Genomic DNA, 13,348 nt, shown 5'->3' on the forward strand with positions numbered 1-13,348 from the left:
ACGACGTGCGTAGCATCGGCGCGCGCCCGCCACGCCGGCTGCGTGCGCTTCTACGTGTGCTTCGCGGCCGGCACCACATAATCCGCTCAGCCCAGAGCCTTCGAGAACCCGTTACCGACCTGACCGATGGATCAACAAGAAAAGCGCCCGGATTCCTCCCGTAAAGAAACGACGCCGCAGTCCCCTGCTCCGGTCGCCGCCAGGCGCAGCAAGGGCAAGTTCATCGCGCTGGGTGTGGTCATCGTGATCGCCGGCATCGTGCTCGCACGCTGGCAACCGTGGAACAAGGCGCTCTCGGGCGGCAACGCAGCACCGGCGGCCGGCGCGCGCGCGCGTCACGGCGGCCCGGGCGCCATGGCCAACATGCCTCAGCCAGTGAGCGTGGCCACCGCCCAGGCCGGCGATATGCCCATCGTCATCACCGCGCTCGGCACGGTTACGCCGCTTGCCGACATCACGGTGCGCACACAACTATCCGGCACGCTTCAGGACGTGTACTTCCAGGAAGGCCAGATGGTGAAGAAAGGCGACGTGCTCGCGCAGATCGATCCGCGCCCCTACCAGATCTCGCTCGCCAACGCCGAAGGCCAGCTGGGCCGCGACCAGGCGCTACTCGCCACGGCGCGCCTCGACCTCAAGCGCTACCAGACGCTGCTCTCGCAAGACTCGATCGCGAGCCAGCAGGTCGACACGCAGGCATCGCTCGTCAAGCAGTACGAGGGCACCGTCAAGTCCGATCAGGCCAACGTCGATACCTACAAGCTCGACCTCACCTACGCGCGGATCGTCGCACCGGCGTCGGGCCGCGTGGGCCTGCGCCAGGTCGATCCGGGCAACTACGTGACGCCCAGCGACACCAACGGCATCGTCGTGCTCACGCAGCTCGAGCCGATCAGCGTGATCTTCACGACTTCGGAGGACAACCTGCCGCCCATCATGAAGCAGCTGCGCGCGGGCACGAAAATGTCGGTCACCGCCTACGACCGCAGCAACACCACCATGCTGGAAGCGGGGTCGCTCCAGACCATCGACAACCAGATCGACACCACCACGGGCACCGTCAAGCTGCGCGCGAGCTTCACGAACCACGAACAAGGGCTCTTTCCGAACCAGTTCGTCAATGCGCGCCTGCTCGTCGATACGCTCCACAACGCCGTGATCGTGCCCACTTCGGCCGTGCTCAACGGCTCGCAGGGGCAATACGTCTACGTCGCGAAACCCGACAACACGGTGAGCGTGCGGCTCGTGAAGGTCGGCCCCGTCGACGCCGAACGCACCAGCATCGCTTCGGGCCTCGCCGTGGGCGAGCGCGTGGTGACCGACGGCTCCGACCGTTTGCGCGAAGGCGCGAAGATCACGATTCCCGCCGAGCACCCGCAGCACGCGAAAGGCGCGTCGGGCGCATCCGGCGCGAAAGGCGCATCGTGGGCCGGTGCGGCCTCGGGCGCGCGTCATGCCCACCGCCACGCATCGCAGACGCAAGCCCAGTAAGCCAGCATGAATCCATCCCGCGCCTTTATCCTGCGGCCGGTCGGCACGGCGCTGCTCATGGCGGCGATCATGCTGGTCGGCCTCGTCGCACTGCGTTTTCTGCCGCTTTCCGCCCTGCCCGAAGTCGATTACCCGACCATCCAGGTCCAGACCTTCTATCCGGGCGCGAGCCCGGACGTGATGACCTCCTCGGTCACCGCGCCGCTCGAGCGCCAGTTCGGCCAGATGCCGTCGCTCAACCAGATGTCGTCGCAAAGCTCGGCGGGCTCCTCAGTCATCACGCTGCAGTTCAGCCTCGACCTGCCGCTCGACGTGGCCGAGCAGGAAGTGCAAGCCGCCATCAATGCGGCCGGCAACCTGCTGCCCTCGGACCTGCCCGCGCCGCCGATCTACGCCAAGGTCAACCCGGCCGACGCGCCGATCCTGACGCTGGCCATCACCTCGAAAACGCTGCCGCTCACGCAGATCCAGGATCTCGCCGACACGCGCCTCGCACAGAAAATCTCGCAGGTGGCGGGCGTGGGCCTCGTGAGCCTGTCGGGCGGCCAGCGCCCCGCGGTGCGCATCCAGGCGAACCCGCGCGCGCTCGCGGCCTACGGCCTGAATCTCGACGACCTGCGCACGAGCATTTCAAACCTGAACGTCAACACGCCGAAAGGCAACTTCGACGGCCCCACGCGCTCCTACACGATCAACGCGAACGACCAGCTGACCGACGCCGACGCGTACAAAGACGCCGTGATTGCCTACCGCAACGGCCGCCCCGTCATGCTCACGGATGTCGCAAACATCGTGCAGGGCGCGGAGAACACCAAGCTCGGCGCGTGGGCGGACGGCACGCCCGCGATCATCCTGAACGTGCAGCGCCAGCCCGGCGCGAACGTGATCCAGGTGGTGGACAGCATCAAGACGCTCCTGCCGCAGTTGCAGGAATCGCTGCCCTCCTCGCTCGACGTGCAGATCGTCACCGACCGCACGACCACGATCCGCGCCTCGGTGCGCGACGTGCAGTTCGAGTTGCTGATGTCGGTGGTGCTCGTCGTGCTCGTGATGTACCTGTTCCTCGCGAACATCTACGCCACGATCATTCCGAGCCTTTCCGTGCCGCTCTCGCTCATCGGCACGCTCGCGGTCATGTATCTGTGCGGCTTCTCGCTCGACAACCTCTCGCTCATGGCGCTCACCATCGCGACCGGCTTCGTGGTGGACGACGCCATCGTCATGATCGAGAACATCGCGCGCTACGTCGAGGACGGCGAAACACCGCTCGAAGCCGCGCTGAAGGGCTCGAAGCAGATCGGCTTCACCATCATCTCGCTGACGGTGTCGCTCATCGCCGTGCTGATTCCGCTGCTCTTCATGGGCGATGTGGTGGGGCGCCTCTTCCACGAGTTCGCCATCACGCTCGCGGTGACGATCGTGATCTCGGCCGTGGTCTCGCTCACGCTCGTGCCGATGATGTGCGCGAAAATGCTGCGCCACACACCGCCGCCCGAAAGCCACCGCTTCGAGGCGCGCGTGCATGCGTTCTTCGACTATGTGATCGGCCGCTATGGCGTGGCGCTCGAATGGGTGCTCGCACGCCAGCGGCTCACGATGATCGTGTTCCTCATCACGCTCGTGCTCACCGGCATTCTTTACGTGATCGTGCCCAAGGGCTTCTTCCCGGTGCAGGACACGGGCGTGATCCAGGCCATTACGCAGATGCCGCAATCGGTGTCCTATGCGTCGATGGCGGAGCGCCAGCAGGCGCTCGCCGCGGAGATCCTCAAGAACGAGAACGTCGAGAGCCTCACCTCGTTCATCGGCGTGGATGGCACCAACATCACGCTCAACAGCGGGCGCATGCTCATCAACCTGAAGCCGCGCGACGACCGCAGCGAAACGGCCAGCGAGATCATCCGCGACCTGCAAAAGAGCGTGGCCCACGTGCCGGGCGCGACGCTATACATGCAGCCGGTGCAGGACCTGACGATCGACTCGACGGTGAGCCCGACGCAATATCAGTTCATGCTCACGACGCCCAACATCCAGGACTTCACGACGTGGGTGCCGAAGCTCGTGCAGCATTTGCAGCAGCTACCGGATCTCGCTGACGTCGCGACCGACCTGCAGGACCAGGGCAGCTCCGTGTACATCGAGATCGACCGCGCGAGCGCGGCGCGCTACGGCATCACACCCGCGACCGTCGACAACGCGCTCTATGACGCCTACGGCCAGCGCATCATCTCGACGATCTTCACGCAGTCGAACCAGTACCGCGTGATTCTCGAAGCCGACCCGGTGCTGCAGCACTACACCGATGCGCTGAACTCGATCTATCTGCCCTCCTCCACCTCGACCACGGGCCAGGTGCCGCTGTCGGCCATCGCGAAGTTCCGTGAACGCCCCGCGCCGCTGCTCGTCTCGCATCTCTCGCAGTTCCCTGCGACAACGGTGTCGTTCAACCTCGCTCCGGGCTCCTCGCTCGGCGCGGCGGTGAAGGCCATCGAGCAGGCGGAAAAGGACATCGGCCTGCCGGCCTCGTTCCAGACGCGCTTCCAGGGCGCGGCGCTCGCGTTCCAGGCGTCGCTCTCCAACGAGCTGTTCCTGATTCTCGCGGCCATCATCACGATGTACATCGTGCTCGGCGTGCTCTATGAGAGCTTCGTGCATCCCATCACGATTCTCTCCACCCTGCCGTCGGCGGGGATCGGCGCGCTGCTCGCGCTCATCCTGACCGGGCACGACCTCGACATCATCGGCATCATCGGCATCGTGCTGTTGATCGGCATCGTGAAGAAGAACGCCATCATGATGATCGACTTCGCGCTCGAGGCCGAGCGCCATGAAGGCAAGCCGCCGCGCGAGGCGATCTACCAGGCGTGTCTGTTGCGCTTTCGCCCGATCATGATGACGACGATGGCGGCCCTGCTCGGCGCCGTGCCGCTGATCATCGGCAACGGCGCAGGCAGCGAACTGCGCCGTCCGCTCGGCATCGCGATTGCGGGCGGCCTGATCGTGAGCCAGGCGCTCACGCTCTTCACGACGCCCGTGATCTATCTCGCGTTCGACCGGATCGCGCAGCGTCTGCGCCAGCGCTTCGGCGGCGGTGCGCACAGCGCGCCCTCGTCTTCGACGGAGAACTGACGCGATGAATCTCTCGCGCCCGTTCATCTCCCGCCCCGTCGCGACCACGCTGCTCGCCATCGGCATTGCGCTAGCCGGCCTCTTCGCGTTCACGAAGCTGCCGGTCGCGCCCTTGCCGCAGGTGGACTTTCCCACCATCTCCGTGCAGGCCACCTTGCCGGGCGCGAGCCCCGAAACGGTGGCGACCAGCGTGGCGAGCCCGCTGGAGCGGCACCTGGGTTCGATCGCCGACGTCACGGAGATGACCTCGCAAAGCTCGGTGGGCAGCACGCGCATCACGCTGCAGTTCGGCCTGAACCGCGACATCGACGGCGCCGCGCGCGACGTGCAGGCGGCGATCAACGCGGCTCGCGCCGACCTGCCCACGAGCCTGCGGCAGAACCCGACCTACCACAAGGTCAACCCCGCCGACGCACCGATCCTGATTCTCGCGCTCACCTCACCCACGCTCACCGCGGGTCAGCTCTACGACTCGGCGGCCACGGTGCTGCAGCAGTCGCTCTCGCAGGTGGATGGTGTGGGCGAAGTCGACGTGAGCGGCTCGGCGAATCCGGCGGTGCGCGTGGAACTGGAGCCGCACGCGCTCTTTCACTACGGCATCGGCCTCGAAGACGTGCGCGCGGCGCTCGCCTCGGCCAACGCGAACAGTCCGAAGGGCGATATCGAGTTCGGCCCGAAGCGCTTTCAGCTCTACACCAACGACCAGGCGAGCAAGGCGAGCCAATACAAGGACCTCGTGATCGCCTACCGCAACGGCGCGGGCGTGAAGCTCTCGGACGTGGGCGAAGTGGTCGATTCGGTGGAGGACCTGCGCAACATCGGTCTGGCCAACGGCAAGCGTTCGGTGCTCGTGATCCTCTACCGCCAGCCGGGCGCGAACATCATCGAGACCGTGGACCGCGTAATCGCGATGCTGCCGCAGTTGAAAGCATCGCTGCCCGCCGACGTCGAAGTGATCCCGACGTCCGACCGCTCCGTCACGATCCGCTCCTCACTCAAGGACACCGAGCGCACGCTGATCATCGCCGTGGCGCTCGTCGTGATGGTGGTGTTCCTGTTCCTGCGCAACTGGCGCGCGACGCTGATTCCGAGCGTGGCCGTGCCCATCTCGATCATCGGCACCTTCGCGGCCATGTACCTGATGGGCTTCTCGCTCGACAACCTCTCGCTCATGGCGCTCACCATCGCGACAGGCTTCGTCGTGGACGACGCCATCGTCGTGCTCGAGAACATCTCGCGGCATATCGAGAACGGCGTGCCGCGCATGAAGGCGGCGCTCCTCGGCGCGCGCGAGGTGGGCTTCACGGTGCTCTCGATCAGCGTGTCGCTCGTCGCCGTGTTCCTGCCTATTTTGCTGATGGGCGGCATTGTCGGGCGCCTCTTCCGCGAATTCGCGCTTACGCTCTCGCTCGCTATTGCGGTGTCGCTGGCCGTCTCGCTCACGCTCACGCCGATGATGTGCTCGCGTCTGCTCGAAGAAGCACACGAGAAGAAGGAAGAAGGCCGTTTCGCGCAGTGGCTCGAACGCGGCTTCCTGCGCATGCAGCACGGCTACGAGCGCACGCTCGGCTGGGCGCTGGCGCATCCGTTCGTCATCCTGCTCACGCTCGTCGCGACCATCGCGCTGAACGTCGCGCTCTACGTGATCGTGCCCAAGGGCTTTTTCCCGCAGCAGGACACGGGGCGCCTGATCGGCGGCATCCAGGCCGACCAGGCGACCTCGTTTCAGGCGATGAAAGTGAAGTTCGCGGAGATGATGCGCATCGTGCAGGCGAACCCCGCCGTGGAATCGGTCGCTGGCTTTTCCGGCGGCCGCGCAACCAATTCGGGCTTCATGTTCGTCTCGCTCAAGCCCAAGAGCGAGCGCAAGCTTTCCGCCGACGAGGTGATGGCGCAGTTGCGCGGGCCGCTTTCGAACGTGGCGGGCGCGCGCACCTTCCTGCAGGCCGTGCAGGACATCCGTGTGGGCGGCCGGCAGTCGAACGCGCAGTACCAGTTCACGCTGCTCGCCGACAACACCGCCGATCTCTACAAGTGGGGGCCGAAGCTCACCGAGGCGCTGCAGGCGCGCCCCGAACTCGCGGACGTGAATTCGGACCAGCAGCAAGGCGGCCTCGAGTCGATGATCAACATCGACCGCGCAAGCGCCGCGCGGCTGAACATCACGCCCTCGCAGATCGACAACACGCTTTACGACGCGTTCGGCCAGCGCCAGGTCTCGACGATCTACAACCCGCTCAACCAGTACCACGTGGTGATGGAAGTCGCGCCGAAGTACTGGCAAAGCCCGACCATGCTCAACGAGATCTGGGTGAGCACCTCGGGCGGCACGGCGAGTGGCGCGCAGAGCACCAACGCAACGGCGGGCACGGTGACCGGCCCGACCACCGCCTCGACGGGCGGCACGGCCGCCACCACGGCTACGAGCGCCGCGGCCATCGCCGCCGACTCCGCGCGCAACCTCGCGACCAACTCGCTCGCCGCGAGCGGCAAGTCGAGCGCGTCGTCGGGCGCGGCGGTGTCGACGTCGAAGGAGACCATGGTGCCGCTCTCGGCGATCGCCTCGTTCGGCCCCGGCACGACGCCGCTCTCAGTGAATCACCAGAGCCAGTTCGTGGCCTCGACGATCTCGTTCAACCTGCCGCCCGGCAAGTCGCTCTCCGACGCCACCCAGGCGATCTACGACACGATGGGCGCGATCGGCATGCCCGCGACGATTCACGGCAGCTTCCAGGGCACGGCGCAAGCGTTCCAGCAGTCGCTCGACAACCAGCCGCTGCTGATTCTCGCGGCGCTCGCGGCCGTGTATATCGTGCTGGGCATTCTGTATGAGAGCTACATCCACCCGCTCACGATTCTCTCCACCTTGCCCTCGGCCGGCGTGGGCGCCCTGCTCGCGCTGCTCCTCTTCAAGACGGAGTTCAGCATCATCGCGCTGATCGGCGTGATTCTGCTGATCGGCATCGTGAAGAAGAACGCCATCATGATGGTGGACTTCGCGATCGAGGCTTCGCGCCAGGGATTGAGTTCGCGCGATGCGATCCATCAGGCGTGTCTCTTGCGCTTCCGGCCGATCATGATGACGACCTGCGCGGCACTGCTGGGTGCGCTGCCGCTTGCGTTCGGGCGCGGCGAAGGCGCGGAGTTGCGTGCGCCGCTCGGTATCTCGATCGTGGGCGGGCTGATCGTAAGCCAGATGCTCACGCTCTATACGACGCCGGTGGTGTACCTGTACATGGACCGGCTACGCGTGTGGTGGGATGCGAAGCGCGGGCGCGGAGCGCCGGCAGCTACTATGGAATAGGCGGTGGAATAAGCGGCAGCGCTCTCCTGCTCGCAAGCGGCTGAAGCCTGGCTTCAGCCGCTTTTTTATGCGCGTGCGCTGCGCGTCCCGCGCAAGTGCACCGGCAGGCAACGCACGATCAAGTGCAACACCAGCGGCACGATAATCCCATCATCTACGACACCGGCGAGCGGCAGCGCGATATTGAACGGGTCGAGCGCATAGAGCGCGAGCAGCGCCGTGGCGGGCACGAGCCACACCGGGCGCTCCGGCTGGCGTAGCGCGTGCCACAGCACGCGCGCATCGCCCTTCACAACATTCCAAAGCAACGCGATACGTTTCATCTGCTTCCTCCTTGCCGCTTATGCCGCTTATGCCGCTGGTCCTCTTGCCGCCTCAATGCTGCTCGTGGCCCGGTGCATCTGAGCGTGACGTTCTGATCACGAGCCCATCCGGCGCAAAATGGGCGTTGAACATACCGTCGCCCGCCACGCCGCCTTCGGCCCAGTGCCAGCTCCACACTTCCTCGTGGCTCAGCGCATATTTTGCTACTGTGGCCGGCTTGCCGAGCAGGCGCCGCACTTCGTCCTGCGTCATGCCCGGCACGACCTGAGCGATATTCTGCGCCGTGAGCGCCTGGGTCATCGCCACGAGTTTGCCGTTCGCATCGAAGTCGAGCATCCACGTGGTAAGGCCGTTCGGCCCGCGCGGGTATTCCAGGCGCTGCGCGCCGTCGTCGTCTTCCCAGACCATTTCGGGCTTGCCTGCCTGCTGGCGTACGTCTTCGACTGTCGAAACACCAATACGCAGGCCGCCGAACGCCATCGAATCGGGTTTGATCGCGTTGACGGCGTCTGCGACCTTTTGCTGGTCGCACGCCGCGAGCAGCGTGACGCAGACAGCGATCAAGGCCGCCGCGATCCAGGGTTTTCGGGACATATTCATCTATCGTTGCTGCTCAAGACTACCGGGAAGTTGTTCGGACAGCGCGGGCTTTACAACGTTCACCGCCGCGTCGCGATGGGCGCCACGATGCATTGCCAACGCCGCTTCGCGCTCGGACTCCGTGAGCATGCGCTTGACGAGTACAGCCTGCATGGCGTCTACGGCGCGCGGCGTGCGGAAAATCTCCTCGTCGGCCACGCCGCGCGTACGGAGTTCACAGCCGAACGGGCTCAACTTCATGATGAGCGTGCTCAGGTCGAAGCGCGCGTCTATCCAGCCGAGATACCAGTGCCACTGAGTGTAGTACCACCAACTGCGCTCGTTGAACGCGCGCACGTGCGTGGGATCCTGCCACGCACCATACGACAGGTCGTAGGGAACGAACACGTGCATCGCGCCACCCTCACGCAGCAGTTCGAGACAGTGCGTCATGAAACGCGTGAGCGCCGGCACGTGTTCGAGCACGTCTGTCGCCTCGATCTCGTCGAACTGCCCCGCTTCGAGCCGGATCAGGCCATATCTGGGGCTGAAAAAGATCTGTTTCAAGCCGACCGGATGCGCAAGATCGCCAAGGATGTCGGGCTGCCACTTCGGATCGATGTCGATATTCAGGCGCTCCGGGTCGTAAGACTTGCCGCTGCCAAGGTTGATGCGGCGCGGCACCGGCGGCGAGAGCTTCGGCAGCAGCGCCGCGAGAATCGCGGCCTGATCGCGGCGAGCGAAGATTTCGAAGCCGTGTTGCCCGGCTTCGTGCCGGCGCGCGTCGTCTCTCACCAGTGCGACGCAGGTCTGCACGAGGTCATCGTAAGGAACGGCGACGACGGCCTCTCGCAGATCGGCGGCGATTTCGGTGTCCGGCTCGCACTCGCTCACCACGGCCTTGCGATTGGCGAGCAGCCAGGACGTACGGATGACTTCGTGAATCTTGTCGTCGTAATAGTGGACGTTGAGGACAATTTTGCTGCGCGCAATCCATCGATCGCGCTCGTCGCCGTAGACCCCCTCCAGGTGCTGCACGCCGAGCCCCGCCGCGCGCAGCGCCTCGAGAATCTTGAGCCTGCGTCCGTTGAGAAAGCCATAGAACAACACGTCGACGTCCTGCTCCGCCACTGCCGGAATGCAGGTGAGTTGCGGCACGTAGCCGGGCGTGAGCACATGCACATGCGCGTTGCCCGTGAGTTCGCGAATGCGCTCGACGTTCGAGGGCGAATAGTCGAGCACGGGATGCTGCCGCAGCATCTCGAGATAGTGGGGGATCCTGGCGGGCCAACCGGCGCGCATCTGCTCGAGGTTGACGATGACGGTATTGGACGGCAGCACCGCGCCGGGCGCGAGCAGATGCGCGCCGAACACGACGTTAACGCCATCGCCCGCGAGGAACTCGTTGTCGGCAGTGTCGACCTGCGCGCCGAGCGCCGCAAAAGCCACCCGTAACCCGCAGGCGTATTCCCGGAATGCGGCGCTGTGCGCGTAGCCTGCGGGCTGGACCGTGACGATACGCACGCGCTCGAACAGACGTGGCGGACGCGGGGAATGGGGGACGTTCGCCATCGGGACTCGCTCCTTGGTGCGCCCGGACGGGACGCCACCAAGCGGCGATCACGAAGCATCCAACGACGCAAACGCCGAGTATCTGCGCGTCTCTTTAAGCGGCCTTTGATCTATTTCAGCGTCAGACAGCACTTGCGTCGCCAGTGCGCCGGCGACCGGGTGCTCAACGCCCGAATGAGGCGATGGCCACGCTCACAGCTTCTGCGCAATCGCGAGCGTAAAAATGCGCGCCCAGCGCTTCGCTTCGCGCTCACCTGGCATCGGCAGTTCCCAGAGCGGCCGCTTAGGGTCGGCCACGCTCAGCGCTACGTGCCACCCATCGGCGCCACGCGCCGCTTGCGCGCTTTGCAGGTCGTGGAAGATATACGCGCCATGCGCCCCGTCCTGCGTCAGCTCGCAAAAGCGCTTACCCGCCGCGAGACGGGCCTCGCCCCATGCGCCGCCCACGCGGTGCGTCCAGTCGCCTTCGCCATGCACATTGGGCGCGATGTCGCGCATGCGGCGCCACCACCAGGCGATGAGCGCGACGAACAGCGCCGCGGCAATCACGGCTGCGCCCACGGCAATGCCCGTACCGAAGTGCGCCGCAATGGCGTTGAAGGACCAGTACGCGCCGTAGACGAGCGCGGCGAGAGCAATCAGTACAACGACGATCGGCATGCGGGTATTCCAGACGATGGGCAGAGATGCCCGGGCGAGGTGTCGGCGCGCCACTGCCGACATGCCAGAACGAAACGCGGAGAGACGAGCAGAACGGATCGCTCAAGGCCCGCGCGCGCGGCAGGCCCCGCCTTTTGCTGTGGTTCGCGACGACTACTGCTGCGGATGCTGCGCGGCCCATTCCTTCACAGCGCGCAACGTGTTCGCGACATGCTGGTCCGGCGAGAGGCTCGTGTATTCGTAGATGATCTTGCCGTCCGGCGCGATCACATACGAAACGCGATTGGCCATCGACTCGTGCATCGGCATGGACGCGTCGTACGACTTGATGATCTTCGAGTCTTCGTCGGCGGCCACCGGGAACTTGCTGCGGCACTCGCTCACCGAGAACTTCGTGAGCGTGTCGATGTTGTCATGCGAAACGCCGATCACGGTCGCGCCGTATTGCTTGTACTGATCGACCGCTTCGGCAAATTCGTGCGCTTCGATCGTGCAGCCTTTCGTGAACGCGGCCGGATAGAAGTACACCACCACGGGCCCCTTCTTCAGCTCCGAAGCGAGCGAATAGGTGTAGGTCTTGCCACCCAGCGACGCCTGGGTCGTGAAGTCGGGCGCAGGGTCGCCCGGCTTGAGTGTTGCCTGTGCAGACAGCGTAAAGAGCGCAAGCCCGGCGCAGACGAGCGCCGCGGCTCCCGCCGCAAAGAACCTCGGTTTCATGTCGAATGCCCTCGAGTTGAATCGCCACGCCGGCGCACGTATTGCCGGCGCCTTTTACCCGTCACGCAAATGAGACGCATGACGGCGCGCACCCGGCGATGCCGCTATTCAAACACACAATTCCGGCGCACGCAGCGCGCCCCGGCGCAAACCTTGCAAACTGATTTCAACCCTCGGCATACGCCGTGAACCACGCGCCGGCCCACAGGTTCAATTCGCCGAGCAGTGGCGGCGTAAGCGCGGTGAACATGCCGCCCGCCTCGCGAGCGAGGCGCTGCGCACCGTCGTGATCGCCGCGCTCGGCTGCGGTCGCGATCCGCAGCAGCGTACCGAGTTCGCCGCGATGACCGTCCACGGCATCGACGATCTCGCGCGCAAGGCCGAGGCGATCGAGCGTGTGCTCGGGCGTCGAGCCCACCAGCACGTGCACGAGCGAGAAGATGCCGGTCATGAAGGCAGCATCGGCGAAATCGGGGTCCTGCGGGCTCAGGCTGCGCGCGGCAAGCTCCATGAAGTGCGAGCGCGTGCCTGCGAGTTGCACCAGCGGGTCCGAGCCCCAGGGCAGGTCGCGTCCGCTTGCGTAGAGCAGCAGTTGCGCCCAGCGCGCAATCTGGCGCGTGCCCGCCGCGAGCACCGCTTCGCGCAACGACGAAATCGGCCGCCCTGGCGAGTACGCGCTCGAATTGACGAGACGCAATAGTTGCACCACTACCCCCGGATGGCTGCGCAGCTCGCGCTCGAGTTCGGCCGTGCCGACGTCGTTCGCCACGAGCGCGAGCAGGCGCACGAGCGCAAGGCGCGAAGCGCGCACGCGCGGCGCGCGCAGCACCTGCGGACGCGCAAAGAAGTAGCCCTGGAACAGCTCGAAGCCGAGCGACGAGGCCAGTTCGAAGTCCTCGCCCGTTTCGACCTTCTCGGCAATCAGCGTCTTGCCGTGCGCGGCGAGGCTCGCGACCAGCTCGGGCAGCGCCGCGCGCTCGATCTGCATCAGGTCGACCTTGATGATGTCCGCGTAAGGCAAGGCGCGCAGCAGGTTCTCCGTGATCTCGCTCACGTCGTCGAAAGCAATGCGGTAGCCGGCCCGGCGCAACTGCGCGAGACGCTCCAGAACCGCGGCGTCGAAACGCACGTGCTCGAGCACCTCCAGCACGAAGCGGCCAGGCGGCAGCAGATGCACGATGTCGTCGAACAGCAGTTCGCGGCTGATGTTCACATAGCCATAATGACGGCCGAGCACCGCGGGCACGCCGAGCTGGCCGATCGTACGCGTCATCACCTGGGCCGTGGCGAGCGCGTCGTCGTCGACATCCGCGCGGTTCTGCGCGCCGCCGCGAAACAGCAGCTCATAGGCATTGAGTGCGCCGTTGCGATCGAGGATGGGCTGCCGCCCGAGATAGACGAACGGCTGTACGGCGCCCGAACCCGCGCCAGGGGCCGCCTGCGCCTGCTGGCGAGGTGCCGGACCAGTCGGTGGCTCAGACGACTGCGGCACGGTCGTGGCGCCGGGCGGCGAACCGGTTGATGGCCCGAGCGTAAGGCCGGGTTGTGAGGCTGACGGCATAGACGGCGCGG

9 protein-coding genes are annotated in these 13,348 nt (G+C 65.6%); 3 read left to right on the forward strand and 6 right to left on the reverse strand.

Annotated features, from left to right (window positions below; genetic code table 11):
* Positions 1–126 precede the first annotated feature (126 nt).
* Genes L0U83_RS08400 through L0U83_RS08410 form a run of 3 tightly spaced genes read left to right on the forward strand, consistent with a single transcriptional unit; the run spans position 127 to position 7,924 of the window.
* Positions 127–1,491 (forward strand): MdtA/MuxA family multidrug efflux RND transporter periplasmic adaptor subunit, encoded by a 1,365-nt coding sequence (locus L0U83_RS08400; RefSeq protein WP_233881766.1) that lies wholly within the window; start codon positions 127–129, stop codon positions 1,489–1,491.
* 6 nt (positions 1,492–1,497) lie between these two features.
* Entirely contained in the window at positions 1,498–4,620 is a 3,123-nt protein-coding gene (locus L0U83_RS08405; RefSeq protein WP_233881767.1) for an MdtB/MuxB family multidrug efflux RND transporter permease subunit, read from the forward strand.
* 4 nt (positions 4,621–4,624) lie between these two features.
* A complete protein-coding gene (locus tag L0U83_RS08410) occupies positions 4,625–7,924 on the forward strand; it encodes an efflux RND transporter permease subunit (RefSeq protein WP_233881770.1) in 3,300 nt (1,099 codons plus the stop codon).
* Positions 7,925–7,989: 65 nt separating this feature from the next.
* Here L0U83_RS08410 and L0U83_RS08415 read toward each other — a convergent pair whose 3' ends face one another.
* From L0U83_RS08415 to L0U83_RS08440, 6 genes are all read right to left on the reverse strand, one after another.
* Positions 7,990–8,247 (reverse strand): hypothetical protein, encoded by a 258-nt coding sequence (locus tag L0U83_RS08415; RefSeq protein ID WP_233881772.1) that lies wholly within the window; start codon positions 8,245–8,247, stop codon positions 7,990–7,992.
* A gap of 52 nt (positions 8,248–8,299) precedes the next feature.
* A complete protein-coding gene (gene bamE / locus L0U83_RS08420; RefSeq protein WP_233881774.1) occupies positions 8,300–8,848 on the reverse strand; it encodes an outer membrane protein assembly factor BamE domain-containing protein in 549 nt (182 codons plus the stop codon).
* Positions 8,849–10,399, reverse strand: coding sequence for a class I SAM-dependent methyltransferase (locus tag L0U83_RS08425; RefSeq protein ID WP_233881776.1), 1,551 nt, complete (start codon positions 10,397–10,399; stop codon positions 8,849–8,851).
* A gap of 192 nt (positions 10,400–10,591) precedes the next feature.
* A complete protein-coding gene (locus L0U83_RS08430) occupies positions 10,592–11,059 on the reverse strand; it encodes a hypothetical protein (RefSeq protein ID WP_233881778.1) in 468 nt (155 codons plus the stop codon).
* Positions 11,060–11,212: 153 nt separating this feature from the next.
* On the reverse strand, positions 11,213–11,776 hold the full coding sequence (locus L0U83_RS08435; RefSeq protein ID WP_233881779.1) for a peroxiredoxin: 564 nt from the start codon (positions 11,774–11,776) through the stop codon (positions 11,213–11,215).
* A gap of 166 nt (positions 11,777–11,942) precedes the next feature.
* Positions 11,943–13,337: an EAL and HDOD domain-containing protein gene (locus L0U83_RS08440; protein ID WP_233881780.1), complete on the reverse strand. Its 1,395-nt coding sequence runs from the start codon at positions 13,335–13,337 to the stop codon at positions 11,943–11,945.
* Positions 13,338–13,348: the final 11 nt, after the last annotated feature.

The organism is Paraburkholderia flagellata (assembly GCF_021390645.1).
Taxonomy (GTDB): domain Bacteria; phylum Pseudomonadota; class Gammaproteobacteria; order Burkholderiales; family Burkholderiaceae; genus Paraburkholderia; species Paraburkholderia flagellata.